Source organism: Shinella fusca (genome assembly GCF_014203155.1).
Classification (GTDB): domain Bacteria; phylum Pseudomonadota; class Alphaproteobacteria; order Rhizobiales; family Rhizobiaceae; genus Shinella; species Shinella fusca.
The window spans coordinates 205452-226985 of the sequence record NZ_JACHIK010000007.1; the positions used below are offsets into that span (position 1 = coordinate 205452).

Here is a 21534-nt window from a genome sequence, read left to right on the forward strand (position 1 = left end):
GGATAGGCGCCGGGTCATCAGAGGCTCTCCAGGAAGGTGAGTAGGGCGTCGCGGTCGTGTTTTTCCAGCGCGGCGAAGCGGTTGCGCGCCGCCTGTCCCTCGCCGCCATGCCAGAGGATGGCCTCGGTGAGGTTGCGGGCGCGGCCGTCGTGCAGGAAGAACGTATGGCCGTTGACGGTTTTGGTAAGGCCGATACCCCAGAGCGGCGGCGTGCGCCACTCCCGGCCGCTCGCCGCCCCCACCCTCTGCCCGTCGGCGAGGCCCTCGCCCATGTCGTGCAGCAGGAAATCGGAATAGGGCCAGATGAGCTGGAAGGCCTGGGCCTTGTTGGCGGCGTCGCGCCGCGTCACGAATTTCGGATGGTGGCAGGAAATGCAGCCGGTCTCGTAGAAGATGCGCTTGCCGGCGAGCGTTTCGGGAAAGCTCGCCTTGCGCCGCGCCGGCACGGCGAGGTTTTCCGCATAGAAGGTGACGAGGTCCATCACCGGCGGCGGCGCTTCGCCGTCGCCGAGGCGGGCCTGCACGCCGTTCGGCCGTTCCATGCAGGCCGTCTCGGCCGCCGTGCAATCGCCCTGCGGCAGGGGTACGTCGGGCGTCGAGATGCCGATATCGAAGGCGAAGGCCTCGGCGCTCTGCTGGCGCACGCTCGCCGCCTGCGCCTTCCAGCCGAAACGGCCGAGCGCCTGCCGGCCGGTCGCCGGGTCGACGGCGACCGCGGCCTTGCCGCTGATGCCGTCGCCGTCCGCATCGTCCGGGTCGGCAAGCGCGAGGATATCGGCCGGATGGATCGCCTCGATCAGGCCGAGCCCGTGCATGGGCTGGGTGATGCGCGGCGAGAGGGTGGTCGTGGGGTCGAGCGCGCCGAACGCGAGGTCGGCGACGGTATAGGTGGGCCGGCGCAGCGTGACGACCTCGCCGCCGGCAAGCGTCACCGGCTCCTCGCTGTACTCGATCGCCATGCGCCCCTCGGCCTTGAGGCCGGGAATGGCCTGGTCCTGAAGCTGCCGGCCGTAGACCGGGTCCGGCAGGCTCATCGCGGTGAAGTCCTTGAGGGCCGCCTCTTCCGCGGGCGTCTTCGCCGCGCGGGCAAGGCGCAGGAACATCGAGGTCGCGTCGTCCGCGCCCTCCGGCGGATGGCCGCGGCCGTCCCGGACGTGGCAGGACTGGCAGGCGCGCGCATTGTAGAGCGGCCCGAGCCCGTCGGAGGCCTGCGTGGAGGAAGGCGAGGAGACCCACAGCTTCTGGAACAGCGCATTGCCGAGCTTGAAGGTCTCGCGCTCCTCGAAGGTGATGTTTTCGGAAAAGTGGGAGAAGCTGTTGACGTCGATTTCGGCAAGCGAGGTTGCCGCGCCCGCCGACATCGCCTCGTACTGCTCGGCCTTGGAGAAATCCGTCGCCGGCTTCGTGACGGCCGCAACGCGCTTCAGGTCCTTCGGCGAGAGGTCGTCGCGCCCGCGGCCGGCGGATTGGGCGGCGCTAAGACCGAGAACGCCTGCCGCGACGGCAAGCGCGGCGGAGACCGCGAGCAGGCGACGGGCGGGGCGTTCGGTCATCGAGGAACCGGGCCGCCGTCCGGAAAGGACAGCGGCCCGCCTTTTATCATTGGAAGACAGCGTTAGGATTATCCAGGCTGTCGGAGCCTTCAAGCTCGATCTTGCCGAGGTCGAGCGACGTGATGACGCGCTCGATGGTCTTGGTCTGGTCGATCAGGCTGTCGATGGCGGTCTGGACGACCTTGTTGCCTTCCTCGTTGCCTTCGCCGATCATCTGGTCGTAGGCCTCGCCCCCTTCGGCGCGGTCCACCAGCGCCTTGAAGGCGGCGTGGCTGGCGTCGAGCTTTTCCGTCATCTCCTTGTCGAGCGCGGCGTCTTTTTCGGCGACGAGCTCGTGGAGCGACGGGCCGGTCATCTTGGTGCCGTCCGGACGGGTATATTCGCCCGTATAGACGGTCTGGATGCCCATGACGTCATAGTAGTGCGAATTGTGCGTGTTGTCGGAGAAGCAATCGTGCTCTTCTTCCGGATCGTGCAGCAGGAGGCCGAGCTTCATGCGCTCGCCGGCCAGCTCGCCGTAGGAGAGCGAGCCCATGCCGGTCAGCATGGCGGTGATGCCGGCCTTCGGATCGGCGGTCACGGTCTTGGCCGCTTCCCCGTCCGGCGCCCAGGTCGTCACCATGTCCTGCAGGTCGGAGACGAGCAGCGAGGTCGCGGCCTTCAGGTAGGCGGCGCGGCGGTCGCAATTGCCGTTGGTGCAATTGGCCGTGTCGTAGTCGCTTGCCGGGCGGTTGCCGGCACCCGGGCCGGTGCCGTTGAGGTCCTGGCCCCACAGCAGGAATTCGATGGCGTGGTAGCCGGTGGCGACGTTCGCCTCCACGCCGCCCGCCTCGTGCAGTTCCTGAAGGACTTCCGGCGTGATCGTCGTGGCGTCGATGGTCTTGCCGCCGATCTCCAGCTTCGGGTTGGCGATGACATTGCCGACGAACAGGGCGTTCTCGTCGCTTTCCGTGCCGTAGCTCGGGTCGACATAGTCGATCAGGCCTTCGTCCAGCGGCCAGGCGTTCACCTTGCCTTCCCAGTCGTCGACGATCGGGTTGCCGAAGCGGTAGGCTTCCGTCTGCTGGTAGGGAACGCGCGACTTCAGCCACGCTTCGCGCGCCGCCTTCAGCGTGTCGTCGTTCGGCTTGGCGAGGAAGGCATCGACCGCCGCGTCCAGTGCCTTGGCGGCGTCGAGCGCGTCGGAATACTTGGCATGGGCGATGTCGGCATAGTGCTTGACGATGGCCGCCGGATCGGCTGCCGCGTGGGCGGAGCCGACGGCAAGGCTCGATGTCGCGGCCGCAAGCGCAAAGACTGCGGCGCGAAGGAAGGAAGTGGTCATGACGTCTCCTGGTGTCCTGTTGTCGTGTCCCCCCGACACCGGACGCCGCAACCCGCCGTCAGACAGGCCGCAGTCCGGATGCCCGGCAGGCGCCGGGCTCGGGATAATTCAGGCGCCCTGTCATGGACCAAATAAAAACTGGTGTCAAAGTGTATAGTTTAGAACCGTTTCAAGTTCTCCCGCTCCGCGGGCGCAAGGATCAGGCCTTGCGGGTCATGGCGCAGAAGAAGAAACCGTCCGTGTCCGTCGAGGCGGGCGTCAGCGTCACGGTGCTGCCGTCGCGCGAGCGGGGCTGCGGCGTGCGGTCGCCGAAGAGCTTCCGCCAGGTTTCGGTGGCGGGCTGGAGGGTAAAGTCCGGATTGGCCTTGCAGAAGCCATGCACCTGCTCCTCGTTCTCCTGCGGCAGGATGGAACAGGTGACGTAGAAGAGCGTGCCGCCGGGCCGCACGAAGGCGCTGGCATTGGCGAGCGCTTCCTGCTGCTGGGCAAGGCGTTCCTCGAGGTTCTTCTCGGTGAGGCGCCATTTGGTATCCGGCCGGCGGCGCCAGGTGCCGGTGCCGGTGCAGGGCGCATCGACCAGCACGCGGTCGAACCTGCCGGCCAGCGGCGAAAGGCTGGAAAGGTCCTCGTGGACCTGCACGTTGCGGGTGCCGGCGCGCTTCAGCCGCTCGATGATCGGGGCGAGGCGCTTACGGTCCGTGTCGTAGGCATGGACCTGGCCTTTATTGTGCATCGCCGCGGCCATGGCGAGCGTCTTGCCGCCGCCGCCCGCGCAGAAGTCGAGCACCTGGTCGCCTTCCTGCGGCACGACGAGATCGGCGACGATCTGCGAGCCCTCGTCCTGCACCTCGAACCAGCCCTTCTGGAAGGCAAGGTCGGCCGTGACGTTCGGCAGGCGCGAGGGGCCTTCGCCGGCGGAAATGCGGATGCCCTGGCGGGCGATGGCGGAGGCGACGGCGCCGTTGCGCTCCAGCGCCTTCAGCACCTTGTCGCGGCCTGCCTTCAGCGTGTTGGCGCGAAGGTCGAGCGTCGGCCGTCCGGCAAGGGCTTTCGCCTCCGTAAGCCAGTCATCGCCGAAATTGGCTTCGAAGGAAGGCTGCACCCACCCGGGAATGTCGCCCTGCACATGGGGCGCCGCCGCATCGAGCGTGCGGGCGTTGAAGGCGGCAAGCCTGTCTTCGGAAAGCGGCGGCGGGGCGAAGCGGTCGCCGTCGACCTCGCCGGCAAGCGCTTCCGGCGAAAGGCCCCATTGGCGCAGGAGCACGGCATAGCCGAGGGCGGTGGGGCTGTCGTCGTCCATCAGGAAGGCGTGCGACAGTTTCATGCGCAGCGCGTCGTAGACGATATTGCCGATGGCGGCGCGGTCGCCGGAGCCGGCGAACCGATGGGAGAGGCCCCAGTCCTTGAGCGCATCGGCGACGGGGCGCCGCCGCGTCTCGATATCCGTCAGAACCTCGATGGCCCCCGAGAGCCGCCCACCCAATCGCATCCGTCTACTCCGTTTTGCGTCGTGGTAGCGGCGGAATGCGGGAAGAGCAAGCCGGCGCGGGCAGATTCGGGATCAGCCGATGACTTCGTAGCAGATCTTGGCGTGGCCGGAGCGGATCATGCCGATGTTGGAGGCGGCGGCCTTGGAAAGATCGAGCACGCGGCCGCGGACGAACGGGCCGCGATCGTTGATGCGCACCACGACGCTCTTGCCGTTGTTCGCGTTGGTGACCTTCAGCTTCGTGCCGAAGCGCAGGCTGCGGTGGGCGGCCGTCAGCAGGTTCGGGTTCATCCGTTCGCCCGATGCGGTGCGCGAGTGCAGCGCATACCACGAAGCGCGGCCGCAGCCGGCGGCCTGTGCATCGGAAAAGGTAACGAAGGAGGAGGAGGCGGCAATGAGGGAGGCAAGAGCGAGGCTGGAGAGCTTGAGCATCATGTATCGGACGACCTTCCGGGCAAGTTGTGAACTTCCGCTGTGTTGGTCGCCCTATGAGGAAGCAAAAATGGCGAAAACGTGCCTCAACCCGCCGCAATCCCGTTCCGGGGCCGCGCGGATATACAGTCCATCGCCCGCGATGGATTTTTAACGTTGGTTAACGGAGCCGGAAAAGTTCTTCCGAATCAGTCGTTAAACTGGATCGACTTGTTTTGTGGAATGGCGATCCGGCATTCGCGCAAATTTCCGGAAAAAACTTTCAATATTAGCAATTACTGCGCAGGAATTCGGCGGCGAAAATGAGGCAAATATCCCATAGGTTGCATTAAATCGCAAAAGCCAAGCCTGCGGCCTTCGCTCCCTCAGCCGCGCCAGCGTCCGGAAGCATGGAGCTCGCCGAGCGAGAGGCGGTAGTTCGGGAAGCGGAATTCGAAGCCCGCAGCCTTCAGTTTCGCGTTCGAGACGCGCTTGTTCTCCGCATAGAAAGACCGTGCCATGGCAGAAAGTTCCGCCGTCTCGAACGGAATGTCCGGCGGGACGGGCTGGCCCATTAGCCGGGCAGCCTCCGCCACGACGTCCTGCGGCGGGCCGGGCTCGTCGTCGGTGATGTTCCAGACGCCGCCGCGATGGCCTTCGGCGAGGAAGAGCGCCGAGCGGCCGATGTCCTCGACGCGGATGCGGTTGAACACCTGGTCCTTCTTTATGAGGCGGCGGGCGGTGCCCTCCTCCATGTTGCGCAAGGCGTTGCGGCCCGGCCCGTAGATGCCGGCAAGGCGCAGCACTGCGACGGGAAGGCCCGAGGCCTTGCCGAAGGCGAGCCAATGGTTCTCCGCCTCGACGCGCTCGATGGAGCGGACGGAGACGGGATTGAGCTTCGTTTCCTCGTCCACCCAGCCGCCCTTGTGGTCGCCGTAGACGCCGACGGTGGAAAGATAGCCAGCCCATTCGAGCTTCGGCATCAGCGCGGCAAGGGCAGGCACGCCGGCGCGGAACAGGGGATCGCCGTCCTTGCCGGGCGCGATCGACTGGACGACGTGCGTGGCGCACCCCATCACCGCGGCAAGCGCATCCGAAACCGCGCCGCCGTCATAAAGGACAGGCTCGATGCCGAGGGCACGGAGGCTCTCCGTTTTTTCGGCAGAGCGCGTCGTGCCGGAGACGGAGAAGCCGGCCTGCCGGAAGGTTTCGCCGATGGCCCTGCCGGAAAAGCCGGCGCCGAGGATCAGGAGGTGCTTCATTGTCCGTTCGCCTTCGCTCGCTCATATTCCGCGCGCACGTCCTCGTCCGCGTCCTCCGCCCTTCCTGCCGCAAATCGCTCGAATTCGGAAGCCTCCATCAGGCGGGAGAGCGCCCAGGCGGCCATGCCGCGCACCACCGGCGCGGTGTCGTCGGCAAGGCGGAGGCATGGGTCGATGAGGCTGCGGTCGCCGGAATTGCCGGCGGCGATCAGCACGTTGCGCACGAAGCGGTCGCGGCCGATGCGTTTCACCGGCGAGCCGGAAAAATGCGTGCGGAAGGTGGGATCGTCGAGCGTCAGGAGATCGGCGATCCTCGGCGCCTTCAGGTCGTCGCGCGCGACGAGCTTCATTTCGGAGGCGAGGGCCGCGAACTTGTTCCACGGGCAGGCGGCAAGGCAGTCGTCGCAGCCGTAGATGCGGTTGCCGATCTTCTCGCGGAAATGCGGTTCGATCGGCCCCTTGTGCTCGATGGTGAGATAGGAGATGCAGCGCCGCGCATCGAGCTTGTAGGGCGCGGGAAAGGCGTCGGTCGGGCACGCGTCGAGACAGGCCCTGCAGGAGCCGCAATGGTCGCGCTCCGGCTCGTCGCGCAGGAGATCGGCGGTGGTGAAGAGGCTGCCGAGGAAGAGCCAGGAGCCGTGCGTGCGGCTGACGAGGTTGGTATGCTTGCCCTGCCAGCCGAGCCCGGCGGCGGCCGCGAGCGGCTTTTCCATGACGGGGGCCGTATCGACGAACACCTTCACGTCCTCCCCGCCGCGCGCGGCAAAGCGCGTCGCCACTTCCTTGAGCCGGCCCTTGATGAGGTCATGATAGTCGCGGTTCTGCGCATAGACCGAGATCGCTGCGCGGTCCGGCATGGCGAGCACATCGCGGGGATCGTGCTCCGGCCCGTAGTTCATGCCGAAGAGCACGACGGAGCGCACGTCGCTCCACAGGACGCGCGGATCGGCCCGGCGGGCCTCCGTCTCGGCCATCCACTCCATCGTGCCGTGATAGTCGGCGGCGAGGAAATCGGCGAGCCGCGCGGGCGCCTGCGGAATGGCGTCGGGGCCGGTGATGCGACAGAGGTCGAAGCCCTTGTCGGCGGCCTCGGCCTTGAGGAAATCCGTCAGGCGGCGGCGGTGCCTGTCGTCGCCCGGCATGGCACCGTCCTCAGAAATCGAGGTCCGCGTAATGCGAGACCGGCGTGACGCCGCGCACGCGCTCGGCGAGCAGCGGGCGGAAGGAGGGGCGGGACTTCAGCCGCTGGTACCAGTCCTTGGCCTGCGGCGATTCCGTCCAGTTAATCTCGCCCATATAGTCGAGCACGGAGAGCGAGGCGGCGGCGGCAAGGTCGGCGTAGCTCAGCCGGTCGCCGGCAAGGTAGGTGCGCGAGCCGGCGAGCCACGAGAGATATTTCATGTGCTGGCGGATATTGGCGCGCGAATTGCGCAGAATCTTGCTGTCCGGCGGCCCGCCGCCCTGGTCCGAGGTCATCTGGAGCTTGAAGATGCGCTCGCGCACCAGGGGGCGCGTGACGTCCTGCTCCATCTTCTGCAGGAACCATTCGGTGAGGCGGCGGATCTCCGCCCGCTGGAACGGGTCCTCGGCCAGAAGCCGCCGGTCGCGCTTGAGCACGCCGTGCGTCTCGTCGAGATATTCGGAGATGATCGATGCGCCGCAGAGCGCGCGCATGCTGTCGTCGACATAGACGGGAAGCGTGCCGGCCGGGTTGAGGGCGAGGAAGTCGCGCCGGTTCTCCCAGGGCTGTTCCTCGGCCAGTTCCGTCTGGAAGCCGTATTCCGCCAGGATCAGGCGCACGAAGCGCGAGGCCGAGGACATGGAGTGATGATAGAGTGTGGGCATGAACGCTGCTTTACTCGGATTGCGGAAGGGGGCGTGCCGGGCCGGCCGCCTCATGCGGAACTGATTTGACCACGGCTGATTTGACGAACCTATAGAAATTTGGTGGTACAAACACAAGCGAATCGGGCCTTTCGCCGCATATGCGCTTCGATTCGTGCCTATCCTCCTCCACTCTCAAGGACCTTTCATGGCAGACCAGTCCATCGTCAGCGCCCTCATCCTCGGTCTCATCGAGGGCCTGACAGAATTCATCCCGGTTTCCTCCACCGGCCACATCCTGCTTGCCGGCCATTTTCTCGGCTTCAAGTCGCCGGGCAACACTTTCGCCGTGCTGATCCAGCTCGGCGCGATCCTCGCCATCCTCTCCGTCTACGCGGCAAAGCTGCTGCGCATCGCCTTCGCGCTGCCCTCGAGCCCGCAGGCGCGCCGCTTCGTCTTCAGCATCCTCCTCGCCTTCCTGCCGGCGGCGGTCATCGGCGCGCTCGCGCATGATTTCATCAAGTCGGTGCTGTTCGAGACGCCCATGCTGATCTGCGTGGTGCTGATCGTCGGCGGCGTCATCCTCTACGTGATCGACCGCCTGCCGCTGAAGCCCCGCTACACGGACGCGATGACCTATCCGCCGTCGCTCGCCTTCAAGATCGGCCTCTGCCAGTGCCTCGCCATGATCCCCGGCACCTCGCGCTCGGGCGCGACCATTGCCGGCGCGCTGCTGATGGGCACGGACAAGCGTTCTGCGGCGGAGTTCTCGTTCTTCCTTGCCATGCCCACCATGGTCGGCGCCTTCGCGCTCGATCTCTACAAGAACCGCGACGCGCTTTCCTCCGACGACCTTTTCGTCATCGGCGTCGGCTTTGCGGCTGCCTTCGTCGCCGGCCTCTTCGTCGTGCGCTCGCTGCTCGACTATGTGTCGCGCCGCGGCTTCACGCTCTTCGCCATCTGGCGCATCGTCGTGGGCGTGCTCGGCCTCGTCGGCCTTTTGGTCTGGGGATGAGGAAACGGCTTCGGCCGGTCGTTCCGGCCGGCCGGGGCTTACTTGACCGAGGCGGTCGTGCAGGGGTCGATGCCATAGGCCGGCGAGCAGCCGTGCTTGCTGGCGGAGACCGTCGAGGGTGCGGCAAAGGATCCGGCCACGATGATCAGAGCCGAAAACCCGAAGAAGATTGCAATTGCCTTGCCCATTTGCGCCGGAAGCCTCTCAAGTGCTGAAATGCGCCGCTTCTGTCCTGTTGCATGACGCGGCGGGTGCGGTGTTTATTCGCAGGTCCCGCCACAATCAATATCGCCACATGCTGAATCGCGCGTAAATGCCGCAACGCATTTTTTAACCGCTGCATAAGTGCAACAGCCGGCCCCAAGCGCTTTGGAAAAACGGGAGCGGCCGCCGCGGAACGCGTCCGTGGCGGCCGGCTTCGATGCGGGAAAATCAGGCCGTGCGGTCGATCTTGGTGAACTGGCCCTGCGTGCGGTAGCGCACGAGATAGCTCGGCAGGATCACCTCGACGAGCGCCGGCTCGATGCCGATGGCTTCCAGCGTGCGGCCCTCGGCGCGGGCGGCGTCCGAGACGATGTTGTCGGCGCGCAGCAGCGTCACCTGGTCGGCTGTCAGCGGCGGCTTGACGAAGGGGATCATCGAGGCGAGCGAGCCGATCAGCGAAGCGACGGCGAAGGGCAGCGAGACGAGCGGGTTCTTGCGGTCGACGATGCGCAGCATGGTTTCGAGACACTGGCGGAAGGTCAGCACTTCCGGGCCGCCGAGCTCGTAGATGCGGCCGCGCTCGATCGTGCCGTCCACCGAGCGGGCGACGGCTTCGGCGACGTCGCCGACATAGACCGGCTGGAGCTTCGTGCGGCCGCCGCCGATCAACGGCAGGAACGGCGCATAGCGCGCCATGGTGGCGAACTTGTTGAAGAAGCCGTCCTCGGGGCCGAAGACGATGGAGGGGCGCAGGATGACCGCATCGGGAACCGTGCGCCGCACGGCCGCCTCGCCGCGCGCCTTGGTGCGGGCGTAGGTCGAGCCGGAATTCTCGTCCGCGCCGATGGCGGAGATGTGGGTGAGCTTCGCACCGGCCGCACGCGCGGCTTCGGCCACGGCGCGGGCGCCGAAATCCTGCACGGCGTCGAAGGTGTTTCGGCCGGTCTCGAAGAGCACGCCGACGCAGTTGACGACGTGGTCGGCGCCTTCGACGGCGCGATCGACCGACTGGCGGTAGCGCAGGTTCGCCTGCACGAAGGAGATCTGGCCGACGCCGCCGATCGGCTGGAGGAAGCCGGCAAGGTCCGGCCGGCGCACGGCGACGCGGATGCGGTAGCCGCGGCGTGCCAGCGCGCGCACCACATGACGCCCGACGAAGCCCGAGCCGCCGAAGACGGTGACGAGCGGCGGAAGGTTGGACAAGGTCATGGGATGCTCCTGAAGAGAATGGTCGGTCTTTAGGGCCTACATAGCCCAAACCGCAGGCAAGGTGAAGCGCGGCGAAGCGTCTCCCGCGGCCTTCCTTGCGCCGGCGCAAGACAGCGCCGTCAGACGCCCTCGACGACCACCATCTCGGCGTCCGCGACCTCCTGGCGGATGGCGGCGGCGATCTGGTATTCCGGCGAGTTGTAGCAGTCGACGGCCGCCTGGAACGAGGGAAACTCGATCACCACGTTGCGCGCGCGCACCGCGCCCTCCAGCCGCTCGAACGTGCCGCCGCGGGCAAGGAAGTTCGCACCGTATTTCTCGAAGGCCGGCTTGGCGGCCGCGACATAGTCCTTGTAGCGCTCGGCGTCACGGACATCGACCCGTGCGATCCAGTAGCCCTTGGGCATCGTTCTCTCCCTGTTTTCAAGCGGCAAGCGCGCCGTCCATCTCGGCGAGGATCGCCTTTGCGGCGGCGAGCGGATCGTCCGCCTTGACGATGGGCCGGGCGACGACGAGGTGGCTGGAGCCGGCCTTCAGCGCATCGGCCGGCGTCATCACGCGCTTCTGGTCGCCGAGGTCGGCACCGGCGGGGCGGATGCCGGGCGTGACGATGGCCATGTCCGGCCCAACGATCTTGCGCACGGCTTTCGCCTCCTCGGCCGAGCAGACGACGCCGCCCATGCCGGCGATGCGCGCCTGTTCGGCGCGGCGCAGCACCAGCGTGTGGGGATCGTATTCGTAGCCGGCGTCGAGCACGTCCTTGGCGTCCATCGAGGTCAGGACCGTCACGCCGAGAAGGCAGAGGTCCGAGCCCTTCGCCGCGGAGACGGCGGCGGCCATGGCCTTCGGATAGGCGTGCAGCGTCAGCATGGACATGCCCATCTTGACGATGTTCTCGACGCCCTTGGCCACCGTGTTGTCGATGTCGAGCAGCTTCATGTCGAGGAAGACTTTCTTGCCGTCCTTCGCAAGGTCGCGGGCGAATTCCAGCCCGCCGGCAAAGACGAGCTGGTAGCCGATCTTGTAGAAGAGGGCGGCCTCGCCGAGCGTCCTGACCACCTTCTCGGCCTCCGCGATGGTCGGTACATCGAGGCCAACGATCAGGCGGTCGCGCGCGGACATGGTCACATCCCCTTCCAAGATTGCATTGCCGTCCAGTCGCATGTCACGCCGCGGTCCGCAAGCGGGAAAGCGAAAAGACCGCCGGCGGCCTCAGTGGGTGCGGCGGTAAGTCCAAAGCTGCGCCGGCGGAATGTTGCGCACGACGAAGTCGAGATGGCTGATCTGGTAGCGGTCCGGCATGGCGACGACGGGCGAGAGCGGGCCGTAGGAGATCTGCACCACGGGACGGCCGACGGGAATGCGGCCCAAGAGGTCCTCGATCAGCGCCACGCGCCGGTGCATCGGGAAATTGAGGAGCGGCACGGCCGAGACGATGCTGTCGAAGGTCGCATCGCTGAGGTCCCCGAGCGTCTTGTCGAGGTCGAAGGCATCGCCGTTGATGAAATTGACGCCGGAAAAGCGCGCGACGAGGTGATTGTAGAAATCCGTCGAGAATTCGACCGCGAAGAGCTTTTCGGGTGGAAGGCCGGTTTCCAGGATCGCCTTGGTGATGACGCCGGTGCCGGGACCGAGCTCCAGGACCGGCAGGCCCGAGGCCGGATTGACGACGCCCGCCATGCGGCGCGCGGTGATGGATGAGGTGGGAATGATCGCTCCGACCGCCCGCGTATTGCTCATCCAGCCCTTGAAGAAGCGGATTTCCTCGTCGAATTTCCTGCCGAGCCGTTCCTTCACCTTCACGCGCAGCGTCATGCCGTCCCCTCCATGGTCGCGTTCTTCCGGCCGGCGGCGGGGTTCATCCCGCGAATCGCCGGCTCGGCTGAATATGCGACGCGGTTTGCGTCAAAAACAAGTCTGATTGCGTCGTCTTTGTCTCATACAATCACTTGTCTCTAAAAAAAGAACCCGCCGGCATCCGGCGGGTTCCCCGATTCCTGTCGTGCCACGCCGCGGCTATACGCGCATCGGCATCAGCACGTAGAGCGCGTCGTCGCCGGCAAGGTCGCGCACCAGCGTCGGCGAGCCGGGATCGGCCAGCATGAAGACGGCTTCCGTGCCGGAAAGCTGCGCGGTGATGTCGAGCAGGTATTTCGCGTTGAAGCCGATTTCGAGCGGATCGTTCTCGTAGCCGACGGCGAGTTCTTCCGTCGCGCTGCCCGAATCCGGGTTGTTGACCGTCAGCGTGAGCTGGCCTTCGGCGAGCGCCAGCTTCACGGCGCGGCCGCGCTCGGAGGAGATGGTGGAGACGCGGTCGACGGCCTGGGCGAAGGACTGGCAGTCGATCTTCAGTTCCTTGTCGTTGTTGGTCGGGATCACGCGCTGGTAATCGGGGAAGGTGCCGTCGATCAGCTTGGAGGTCAGCACGATGGAGCCGATGGTGAAGCGGATCTTCGCGTCGGAGACTTCCACGGTGACGGTGAGGTCCGGGTTGTCGACCAGCTTCTGCAGTTCGCCGACCGTCTTGCGCGGGATGATGATGCCGGGCATCCCCTCCGAGCCCGACGGCGCATCGACGTCGGCGCGGGCGAGGCGGTGGCCGTCGGTGGCGACGGCGCGCAGCTTCAGGTCGCCCTTGCTCTCGATCGTGTGGATGAAGATGCCGTTGAGGTAGTAGCGGGTCTCTTCCGTCGAGATCGCGAACTGGGTGCGATCGATCAGCATCTTGAGATCCGTCGCCTTGAGGCGGAACGTGTGCGAGAAGCTGCCGGCGGTGAGGTCCGGGAAGTCGGACTGCGGCAGGCACTGCAGCGAGAATTTCGAGCGGCCCGAGGCGACCGTCATGGAGGCGCCGTCGGCGCTGGTGGCGAGCAGCACTTCCGAGCCGTCCGGCAGCTTGCGCACGATGTCGTAGAGAAGGTGCGCGGGAACGGTCGTCGCGCCGGCCTGCTCGACCTGCGCGGGCGTGGCCTCGGTGATCTCGAGGTCCAGGTCGGTCGCCTTCATGTCGAGGCTCGCGCCGTCCGAGCGCAGGAGCACGTTCGAGAGGATCGGGATCGTGTTGCGCCGTTCCACCACGCGGTGAACGTGATTCAGCGACTTCAGAAGATTGGACCGCTCGAGAGTAATGCGCATTGAACTGTACCGCTTTCGACCGCTGGCACGCCGGAAACCGGCGCGGCATTGCCTTGAATTCCGGCGGATGCCGGACTGATGTGGAGGGGCAAAATGGCAGAAGTCCAAGGAGGATTGCAAGTGCTAACGGCGCGGGATGCACGATCCACAGGCCGCGCACCTTGCAGGTGGCTCCCCGCTCGCCCATAAGGAGGCAAAGGAAAGGCGAAAGACGATGCGGGACGAAGGCGCGGCAAACGGGACGGGCGAGGGCGGCAGGACGTTCCGTCTCCACAATGCCGTGATCCCGGCCCGGCCGCTGGAGCCGGCGCTCTATCTCGTCGCGACCCCCATCGGCAACCTCTCCGACATCACGCTGCGCGCGCTCGAAACGCTGGCCGGCGCCGACGTGCTCGCCTGCGAGGATACCCGCGTCACCCGCGTGCTGCTCGACCGCTACGGCATCGTCAACCGGCCCTATGCCTATCACGAGCACAATGCCGACGAGGCCGGCCCGCGCCTCATCTCGGCGCTCGAAGCGGGAAAATCCGTCGCGCTCGTCTCCGATGCCGGCACGCCGCTCGTCTCCGACCCCGGCTATCGCCTCGCGCTGCTTGCGATCGCCGCCGGCCACCGCGTCGTGCCCATTCCGGGCGCCTCCGCGCCGCTCGCCGCGCTCGTGGGGTCGGGCCTGCCGAACGATGCCTTCTTCTTCGCCGGCTTCCTGCCCACCAAGGACAAGGCGCGCCGCGACCGGCTCGCCGAGCTTTCCGCCGTTCCGGCAACGCTCCTCTTCTTCGAATCGCCGCACCGCATCGCCGCGACGGTGACGGCGGCCGCCGACGTTCTGGGCGAGGGGCGGGCGGCCTGCGTCTGCCGGGAGCTCACCAAGACCTTCGAGGAGTTCCGCCGCGGCACGCTCGGCGAGCTTGCCGCCCATTACGGCGACGGGCATGCCGTCAAGGGCGAGATCGTCTTCGTCGTCGGCCCGCCGGGCGCGGCGGCGGCACCCGAGGCGGCGGACGTCGACCGGCTGCTGTCGGCGCTTGCAAGGGACATGCCGGCCGGCAAGGCGGCGACCGAGGCGGCCCGCCAGACGGGCCTGCCGCGCAAGGAGCTCTACCAGCGCCTCCTCGACCTGAAGGACGCCGATGCGGGATAGGACGGCGGATCCCGGCCGGCAGAAGGCCTTTCGCCGGGGGCATGCCTCCGAATACCTCGCCGCGCTCTATCTCCTCGCCAAGGGCTTCCGCATCCGCGCGATCCGCTACCGCACCAAGCTCGGCGAGATCGATATCGTCGCCCGGCGCGGCGACCTCGTGATCTGCGTGGAGGTGAAGGCGCGCGCGAGCGTCGACGCCGCCGTCTTCGCCGTCACCGGGGTCGCGCAGCAGCGCATCCGCGCGGCCGGCGACATCTGGCTCTCGCGCCAGCCGGACGCCCATCGCCTTTCGTTGCGGTACGATATCGTCGCGGTCCTGCCCTGGCGGCTTCCACGACATTTTCCGGATGCGTTCTGATCGAAGGCCGAGGGCTCGCAAGAGCAAGGTTACGGATCGTTAAAATGCCGCGGATCGTCTCAACCGCGCCGTTACCCGTGCAGGTTAATCTTCTCCCGATTGCAAAGGGGGATGATATGGTCCTGAAACTCATGCTCGCCACCATGGCCGCCGCCGCCATCCGCACGCACCGGCAGGAAGCCAGGGCGCCGCGCCCGCCGGTCGCGGCCGCACCCGACGACATGGAGATGGAGCCGGCGCCCATCGACCCGGCCTGGATCCTGTCGGGCAGTCCCGTGGCGCGCGTGTCGCTGCATTCGCGGGCCTATGACAGGCTGGCGCGGACGGCGGTCTGGGATTGCACGGCCGGCACCTTCCGCTGGTATTTCGGCTGGGACGAGACGGTGGTGATCCTCGACGGCGCGGTGCATGTGACCGGCGAGGACGGCAGCGAGCGCACGCTGAAGGCCGGCGACGTCGCCTATTTTCCCGCAAAGAGCTGGGCGACGTGGCATATCGACAGCTATGTCCGCAAGGTCGCCTTCTGCCGCAAGGAATTCCCCATCCCGATCGACATGGCGCTGAAGCTGCGCGACCGCGTGCGCGGCATCCGGCGATCCTCCGGGGGGCTTGCCGCCTGAGCCGCAGCGCCCGTTGCCTTCGGGCCTGCGGCACCTTACATGTGTCGGGCATTCCTGAGGGGACTTTTCATGGCCAAGATCAAGAACGTCGCGGTTCAGATGGACCACGTCTCGACCATCAACATTGCCGGCGATTCCACCTTCGCCATGAGCCTCGAGGCGCAGAGCCGCGGCTGCAGGCTCTTCCACTATACGCCCGACCAGCTCAGCCTGCGCGACGGCAAGGTCCATGCGACCGTCCAGCCGATGGAACTGCGCGACGTCAAGGGCGACCATTTCACGCTCGGCGCGCCCGAGCGCATCGATCTTGCGACGATGGACGTGGTGCTCCTGCGCCAGGACCCGCCCTTCGACATGGCCTACATCACCTCGACGCACCTCCTGGAGCGTATCCACCCGAAGACGCTGGTGGTCAACGATCCGGCCTGGGTGCGCAATTCGCCGGAGAAGATCTTCGTCACCGAATTCGCCGACCTGATGCCGGCGACCCTCATCACCCGCGATCCGGGCGAAATCCGCCGCTTCCGCGAGGAGATGGGCGACATCATCCTGAAGCCCCTCTACGGCAACGGCGGGGCCGGCGTCTTCCATTCCACCCGCGACGACCGCAACCTTTCCTCGCTCCTCGAAATGTTCGGCCAGCTCTTCCGCGAGCCCTTCATCGCCCAGCAATACCTGCCGGACGTGCGCAAGGGCGACAAGCGCATCCTGCTCGTCGACGGGGAGCCCGTCGGCGCCATCAACCGCGTGCCGGCCGAGCATGACAGCCGCTCCAACATGCATGTCGGCGGGCGCGCCGAGGCGACGGAGCTGACGGCGCGCGAAAAGGAGATCTGCGATCGCATCGGCCCGGCGCTGCGCGAGCGCGGCTTTCTCCTTGTCGGCATCGACGTCATCGGCGACTACATGACCGAGATCAACGTGACCTCCCCGACCGGCCTTCGCGAAGTCAAGCGCTTCGGCGGCGCCGACATCGCGGCGCTTCTGTGGGACGCCATCGAGCGCAAGCGCTGAGCCTTCCGCACCGCGCTGCGGGGCGTTCCGTTCGCGGACGTCCCGCCTTCGTTCCGCAAATACAACCGCATGCAACCGGCGCGGGGAAAAATCGCCCGCCGGTTCTATAATTGTTCTTGTTTCATTCCCTGTTCCATGCCAGATTTGCAGATGCAACCCAGAGGCGGTTGCGGGCGCGGGTTTCGGCAGAAACGTGTTGCGGCGTCGTCATGCGCCATGAACGGCGCGGCGCTGCGGGGCAGGCGGGGGCAGGCATGGTGGCGCGGGTCGGTACGATTGCATTCCAGGGCATCGAGGGCGTGCCCGTCGACGTGCAGGTCATGGTGGCGCCCGGCAAGGTGGGCATGCAGATCGTCGGCCTTGCGGACAAGGCGGTGGCCGAGAGCCGCGAGCGGGTGCAGGCCGCGCTTCATGCCTCCGGCCTTTCGCTTCCGCCCAAGCGGGTGACGGTCAACCTCGCGCCGGCCGATCTTCCCAAGGAAGGCAGCCATTACGACCTTGCCATCGCCCTCGGCCTGATGACGGCGCTCGGCGCCGTGCCGGGCGATGCGCTTGGCGATTATCTCGTCATCGGCGAATTGAACCTCGACGGCACCATCGCGCCCGTCGCCGGCGCGCTGCCCGCCGCCATGGCCGCCAATGCGCTCGGCAAGGGCCTCGTCTGCCCGGCGGAAAACGGCGCGGAAGCGGCCTGGGCCGGCGGCGGCCTCGATATCCTCGCCCCGCGCAGCCTGATCGCGCTCGTCAACCATTTCAAGGGAAGCCAGGTCCTTTCCCGCCCCGCCCCGGCGATCCGGGCCGCAGCATCCGATATGCCCGACCTTGCCGATATCCGTGGCCAGGAAAGCGCCAAGCGCGCGCTGGAGGTGGCCGCCGCGGGAAACCACAATCTCCTGATGGTCGGCCCGCCCGGTTCGGGAAAATCCATGCTGGCCGCGCGCCTTGCCGCCATCCTGCCGCCGCTCTCGCCGGCCGAGCTGCTGGAGGTCTCGATGATCCATTCCGTCGCCGGCCAGCTTTCCGGCGGGCGGCTCTCCGACCGGCGGCCGTTCCGCACGCCGCACCATTCGGCCACCATGGCCGCGCTCGTCGGCGGCGGTCCGCGCGCCCGGCCGGGCGAGGCTTCGCTCGCCCATAACGGCGTCCTCTTCCTCGACGAATTGCCGGAATTCTCGCCGCAGGCGCTCGATGCGCTGCGCCAGCCGCTCGAAACGGGCGAATGCGTCATCGCAAGGGCCAATCACCGCGTCAGCTATCCCGCCGCCGTGCAACTGGTCGCGGCGATGAATCCCTGCCGCTGCGGCATGGCGGGCGAGCCGGGCCGCACCTGCGCCCGCGGCCCTCGCTGCGTCAGCGATTATCAGGCCCGCATCTCCGGTCCATTGCTCGACCGCATTGATATCCGCATCGACGTGCCTGCCGTCTCGGCGGCAGATCTCCTGCGTCCCGGCACGGCGGAGGCAAGCGAAGCGGTCGCCCGCCGCATCGCGCGCGCCCGGGCGCTGCAGGTGGATCGCTTCGCCCGGCTCGGCATGGCCTCGGTCACGAGCAATGCCCGCGCCTCGACCGCGATCGTCGAAAAGGTCGCCGAGCCCGATCCGGGCGGCCTCCAGCTTTTGCGCGATGCGGCGGAGAAGATGCGCTTTTCGGCCCGCGGCTATCACCGCGTCCTGAAGGTCGCCCGCACGCTGGCCGACCTCGACGAGGCCTCGACCGTCGGCCGCATTCATCTGGCCGAGGCGATCTCCTACCGTATCGCCGGCGAGCGGCTGGCCGCGGCATAGCCGAAACAGGCAGGCCCGCCGCACCCATGGCGCGGCGGGCGTCCTCTCAGCCCCCGAGGCCTTCGAAGAGCGCGGTCGAAAGGTAGCGCTCGGCGAAGGAGGGGATGATGACGACGATGGTCTTGCCGGCGTTTTCCGGCCGGCTGCCCACCTTGGCGGCGGCGGCGAGCGCCGCGCCGGAGGAGATGCCGACCGGCACGCCCTCGAGGCGCGCCACGAGGCGGGCATTCTCGAAGGCTTCGTCGTTGGTGACGGTGACGACCTCGTCATAGACGCCCGTGTCGAGGACGGCGGGCGCAAAACCCGCGCCGAGGCCCTGGATCTTGTGCGGGCCGGGCGCGCCGCCGGAAAGGATCGGGCTGTCCGCCGGCTCGACGGCGACGACCTTGAAGCCGGGCTTCCTGGCCTTCAGCACCTGGCCGGCGCCGGTGATCGTGCCGCCGGTGCCGATGCCGGAGACGAGGATGTCGGCAGCGCCCTCCGTGTCGTTCCAGATCTCCTCGGCCGTCGTGCGGCGGTGGATGTCGGGGTTGGCCGGGTTCTCGAACTGCTGGGGAATGACGGCGTCCGGGATGGCGGCGGCCAGCTCTTCGGCCTTGGCGATGGCGCCCTTCATGCCCTTCGGCCCCTCGGTCAGCACCAGCTCGGCGCCGAGCAGCAGCAGCATCTTGCGCCGCTCGACCGACATGGTCTCCGGCATGGTGAGGATGAGGCGGTAGCCCTTGGCCGCCGCGGCGAAGGCGAGCGCGATGCCGGTGTTGCCGGAGGTCGGCTCGACGAGGGTCGACTTGCCGGGCGTGATCTTGCCCTGGGCTTCCAGCCACTCGATCATCGCCACGCCGATGCGGTCCTTCACGGAGGCGATGGGATTGAAGAATTCAAGCTTGGCGAGCAGGGTCGCCACGACGCCCTTTTCCTTCGCGAATTTGTCGAGCCGGACGAGCGGCGTGTTGCCGACGGTCTCGGTGATGGAGGCATAGACGCGGCCGCGGCCGGGCTTTCGTGTATCGGTCATCGATTACTCCTCGGTTCTTCCGGCAAGACCATAGGAGGGAATGCGGCCTTGGGCGAGTCCGGATTCGTCCGGCAAAAAGCCGCAGGCGACGCGCCGCCTATGCCGCGCGCGTCGCGATATAGGCAGCCGTGCCGGCAAGGACCCCGGCCGCGAGCCGGTTCAGCCGCCGCAGCGCCTTCGGCTGGCGCATGAGGAGCCGCGCCCGCGAGGCAAGCGCGATATAGGGCACCAGCACGGCGAGGAGCACGATGAAGGTCGCGGCCAGCAGCACGCCGTAGTCCCTGAGCCCGACCGCATTGAGATCGACCAGCGTCGGCACCAGCGCCACGTAGAAGAGCATGGTCTTGGGATTGCCGAGCGTCACGAAGAGGCCGGAGAGGAAGGACATGGCAAGGCTCGTCGAGCCCTTCGCCTCGATGTTCTGGGGCAGCAGGCCGGTCGTCCAGAGCTTCCAGGCGATATAGCCGAGATAGAGCGCACCGGCGATCTTGATGAGAAGGAAGGCCGTGGTGAAGGTCTGCGCGATGAAGGCAAGGCCGAGGATGACCGCGGTGAGATAGAGCATGTCGCCGAGGATGAGGCCGAGCCCCATGAAGAAGGTCGGCCGGAAGCCGGAGCCGAGCGCGCGGGCGACGATCGCCGTGATGCCGGGGCCGGGAATGACGGCGGCGATGAACAGCGCGCCGCAATAGGCGAAAAGAACGGCAAGGGTCATGGAAGGCTCCTTCGGGTCGTCTTTTATCGCGCCTGTAGGCCCGCCGCAATGAGCGGGCCGGGTCAGAACTCCGCCGTCGGCGGCAGGCCGAAGGGCAGCGCCGGCCGAAGGTCTTCCGCCGCGCGCAGCATCAGCACGAGGTCTCCCGTTTGCGGCACCGCGCGCGCCTCCCAGCCGAGATGATCCGGCGCGAAATGCACGGTGACATGCGACGGCGTCACCCGCAGGCTCGCGAGGATATCCGCAAGGCGGGGAATGTGCGCACCGACGATGTCGACGAGGCCGAAGCTGCCGTCTTCCTCACGCCGCCAGGCTATGACGGCGTTGTCCTCTTCCATCAGGTCGAGCCGCAGCTCCGTATCGAGCGCCGCATTGAAAAGGAACATCTCCTTCTGCCGCAGCGGCGCGAACCGGTCCGAGACGGGCCGCCGGCCCTCCAGCAGGCGGGCGAGCACCGTGACATCGGCCTCGCTCGCCATATCCAGCCGCCGCACCGGGCCGGCCTTTCCTTGGGCAGGCATGGGCCCGACAAAGCGATGCAGCGCCATCGGGCAAAAGCCGTAGCGCCGGTAGAGCTCCGGCGTGTCGGTGAGGAGCACGACTGCCTCGAAGCCCTCGCCATCGCAATGGTCGAGCGCCGCCTGCATGACGGCGCGGTAGAGGCCGCGCCCGCGAAAATCCGGCCGCACCGCGCCCGATTGCAGGCCGGCGGCGCGCACGAAGACGCCGTCCACGACGAGCGGCAGCGAGAAGGCGGTGATATTGGCGATGCAGGCGCCGGCCGCATCGAAGAAGGCGAAGGGAACGCTCGACGGATCCGGCCCGCCGAGCCGGTCGAGGATCGTCACGTCGATGCCGAAGGTGTCTTCGAGCAGGGCCGCAAGCGCAAGCCAGGCGGCCGTGCCGCCGAAATAGTCCTGCCGGAAGGTGAGGCGGGTTCGGCCGGGCATGGCCTCAGCGCACGCCGGTGGAGCCGAAGCCGCCGGCCCCGCGCGCCGTCTCGCTCGCCTGCGCCGTCTCGTTCACCGCCACCTGCGTCACGGGGGCGATCACCATCTGGGCGATGCGCATGCCGCGTTCGACGGTGAACGCCTCCTCGCCGAGATTGACGAGCAGCACCTTCACCTCGCCGCGATAGTCGCTGTCGACGGTGCCGGGCGTGTTGAGGCAGGTGATGCCGTGCTTGAAGGCAAGGCCGGAGCGCGGGCGCACCTGTCCCTCGTAGCCGTGCGGGATCTCGAAGACGAAGCCGGTCGGCACCAGCGCGCGCTTGCCCGGCTCCAGCACCATCGGCGCCTCGACGGCGGCGCGCAGGTCCATGCCGGCCGCGCCTTCGCTCTCGTAGGCGGGAAGCGCGATATCCGCGCCGTGCGGCAGGCGGATGAGAAGGAGGGCGGGCTTTGTCTGCATGCGGCTCATAAGCCGGCGGGCGGGCGTGCGCGTCAATTGCACTTTCCGGGC

Annotated in this window: 22 protein-coding genes; 6 read left to right on the top strand and 16 right to left on the bottom strand. The window is 67.3% G+C overall.

All coding sequences use genetic code 11. The annotated features are described in order from the left end of the window. Nucleotides 1-17 precede the first annotated feature (17 nt). The 7 genes from HNQ66_RS12630 to HNQ66_RS12660 form a co-directional block, all read right to left on the bottom strand. Nucleotides 18-1553, bottom strand: a complete 1536-nt coding sequence (locus HNQ66_RS12630; RefSeq protein ID WP_184144506.1) for a di-heme oxidoreductase family protein — start codon at nt 1551-1553, stop codon at nt 18-20. Between the two features lie 46 nt (nt 1554-1599). Continuing rightward, nucleotides 1600-2877 (bottom strand): imelysin family protein, encoded by a 1278-nt coding sequence (locus HNQ66_RS12635; protein ID WP_184144507.1) that lies wholly within the window; start codon nt 2875-2877, stop codon nt 1600-1602. 199 nt (nt 2878-3076) lie between these two features. Further along, on the bottom strand, nt 3077-4366 hold the full coding sequence (locus tag HNQ66_RS12640) for an RsmB/NOP family class I SAM-dependent RNA methyltransferase (protein ID WP_184144508.1): 1290 nt from the start codon (nt 4364-4366) through the stop codon (nt 3077-3079). A gap of 72 nt (nt 4367-4438) precedes the next feature. Next, complete coding sequence (locus HNQ66_RS12645; RefSeq protein ID WP_184144549.1) at nt 4439-4798, bottom strand: septal ring lytic transglycosylase RlpA family protein; 360 nt, start codon at nt 4796-4798, stop codon at nt 4439-4441. 365 nt (nt 4799-5163) lie between these two features. Further along, nucleotides 5164-6039 carry an SDR family oxidoreductase gene (locus HNQ66_RS12650; protein ID WP_184144509.1) on the bottom strand — a complete coding sequence of 292 codons (876 nt, stop codon included), beginning with the start codon at nt 6037-6039 and terminating at the stop codon, nt 5164-5166. Further along, nucleotides 6036-7181: a tRNA epoxyqueuosine(34) reductase QueG gene (queG, locus tag HNQ66_RS12655; RefSeq protein ID WP_184144510.1), complete on the bottom strand. Its 1146-nt coding sequence runs from the start codon at nt 7179-7181 to the stop codon at nt 6036-6038. The genes HNQ66_RS12650 and queG overlap by 4 nt, the downstream gene beginning before the upstream one ends. A gap of 10 nt (nt 7182-7191) precedes the next feature. Next, entirely contained in the window at nt 7192-7884 is a 693-nt protein-coding gene (locus HNQ66_RS12660) for a glutathione S-transferase family protein (RefSeq protein ID WP_184144511.1), read from the bottom strand. Between the two features lie 187 nt (nt 7885-8071). Here HNQ66_RS12660 and HNQ66_RS12665 point away from each other — a divergent pair, with 187 nt between their 5' ends. Beyond that, on the top strand, nt 8072-8878 hold the full coding sequence (locus HNQ66_RS12665; protein ID WP_184144512.1) for an undecaprenyl-diphosphate phosphatase: 807 nt from the start codon (nt 8072-8074) through the stop codon (nt 8876-8878). Between the two features lie 432 nt (nt 8879-9310). On the opposite strand, the gene HNQ66_RS12670 is transcribed toward HNQ66_RS12665, so the two are convergent. From HNQ66_RS12670 to dnaN, 5 genes are all read right to left on the bottom strand, one after another. Beyond that, nucleotides 9311-10291 (bottom strand): complex I NDUFA9 subunit family protein, encoded by a 981-nt coding sequence (locus HNQ66_RS12670; protein ID WP_184144513.1) that lies wholly within the window; start codon nt 10289-10291, stop codon nt 9311-9313. Nucleotides 10292-10410: 119 nt separating this feature from the next. Continuing rightward, nucleotides 10411-10698: a DUF1330 domain-containing protein gene (locus tag HNQ66_RS12675; protein WP_184144514.1), complete on the bottom strand. Its 288-nt coding sequence runs from the start codon at nt 10696-10698 to the stop codon at nt 10411-10413. A 16-nt stretch (nt 10699-10714) separates the two neighbouring features. Next, nucleotides 10715-11413, bottom strand: coding sequence for an orotidine-5'-phosphate decarboxylase (pyrF, locus tag HNQ66_RS12680; RefSeq protein WP_184144515.1), 699 nt, complete (start codon nt 11411-11413; stop codon nt 10715-10717). Between the two features lie 90 nt (nt 11414-11503). After that, complete coding sequence (gene pmtA / locus HNQ66_RS12685) at nt 11504-12106, bottom strand: phospholipid N-methyltransferase PmtA (protein WP_184144516.1); 603 nt, start codon at nt 12104-12106, stop codon at nt 11504-11506. A gap of 201 nt (nt 12107-12307) precedes the next feature. Beyond that, complete coding sequence (gene dnaN, locus HNQ66_RS12690) at nt 12308-13426, bottom strand: DNA polymerase III subunit beta (RefSeq protein ID WP_184144517.1); 1119 nt, start codon at nt 13424-13426, stop codon at nt 12308-12310. Nucleotides 13427-13640: 214 nt separating this feature from the next. Between dnaN and rsmI the strand changes: the two genes are divergently transcribed. From rsmI to HNQ66_RS12715, 5 genes are all read left to right on the top strand, one after another. Next, nucleotides 13641-14567, top strand: coding sequence for a 16S rRNA (cytidine(1402)-2'-O)-methyltransferase (gene rsmI / locus HNQ66_RS12695; RefSeq protein WP_184144518.1), 927 nt, complete (start codon nt 13641-13643; stop codon nt 14565-14567). Continuing rightward, nucleotides 14557-14925, top strand: a complete 369-nt coding sequence (locus HNQ66_RS12700) for a YraN family protein (protein ID WP_184144519.1) — start codon at nt 14557-14559, stop codon at nt 14923-14925. Before rsmI ends, HNQ66_RS12700 begins: the two co-directional genes overlap by 11 nt. A gap of 116 nt (nt 14926-15041) precedes the next feature. Continuing rightward, nucleotides 15042-15545: a cupin domain-containing protein gene (locus HNQ66_RS12705; RefSeq protein ID WP_184144520.1), complete on the top strand. Its 504-nt coding sequence runs from the start codon at nt 15042-15044 to the stop codon at nt 15543-15545. A gap of 69 nt (nt 15546-15614) precedes the next feature. After that, nucleotides 15615-16559 (top strand): glutathione synthase, encoded by a 945-nt coding sequence (gene gshB, locus HNQ66_RS12710; RefSeq protein ID WP_184144521.1) that lies wholly within the window; start codon nt 15615-15617, stop codon nt 16557-16559. A gap of 254 nt (nt 16560-16813) precedes the next feature. Continuing rightward, nucleotides 16814-18343 (top strand): YifB family Mg chelatase-like AAA ATPase, encoded by a 1530-nt coding sequence (locus HNQ66_RS12715; protein WP_184144550.1) that lies wholly within the window; start codon nt 16814-16816, stop codon nt 18341-18343. A 46-nt stretch (nt 18344-18389) separates the two neighbouring features. Here HNQ66_RS12715 and cysK read toward each other — a convergent pair whose 3' ends face one another. The 4 genes from cysK to dut form a co-directional block, all read right to left on the bottom strand. Then, the gene (gene cysK / locus HNQ66_RS12720) at nt 18390-19358 is read right to left on the bottom strand and encodes a cysteine synthase A (protein WP_184144522.1); all 969 of its coding nucleotides are present in this window, start codon (nt 19356-19358) and stop codon (nt 18390-18392) included. Nucleotides 19359-19455: 97 nt separating this feature from the next. Then, nucleotides 19456-20073, bottom strand: coding sequence for a LysE family translocator (locus HNQ66_RS12725; RefSeq protein ID WP_184144523.1), 618 nt, complete (start codon nt 20071-20073; stop codon nt 19456-19458). A gap of 62 nt (nt 20074-20135) precedes the next feature. After that, nucleotides 20136-21023 carry a GNAT family N-acetyltransferase gene (locus HNQ66_RS12730; protein WP_184144524.1) on the bottom strand — a complete coding sequence of 296 codons (888 nt, stop codon included), beginning with the start codon at nt 21021-21023 and terminating at the stop codon, nt 20136-20138. 4 nt (nt 21024-21027) lie between these two features. Continuing rightward, nucleotides 21028-21492 (bottom strand): dUTP diphosphatase, encoded by a 465-nt coding sequence (dut, locus tag HNQ66_RS12735; protein ID WP_184144551.1) that lies wholly within the window; start codon nt 21490-21492, stop codon nt 21028-21030. Nucleotides 21493-21534: the final 42 nt, after the last annotated feature.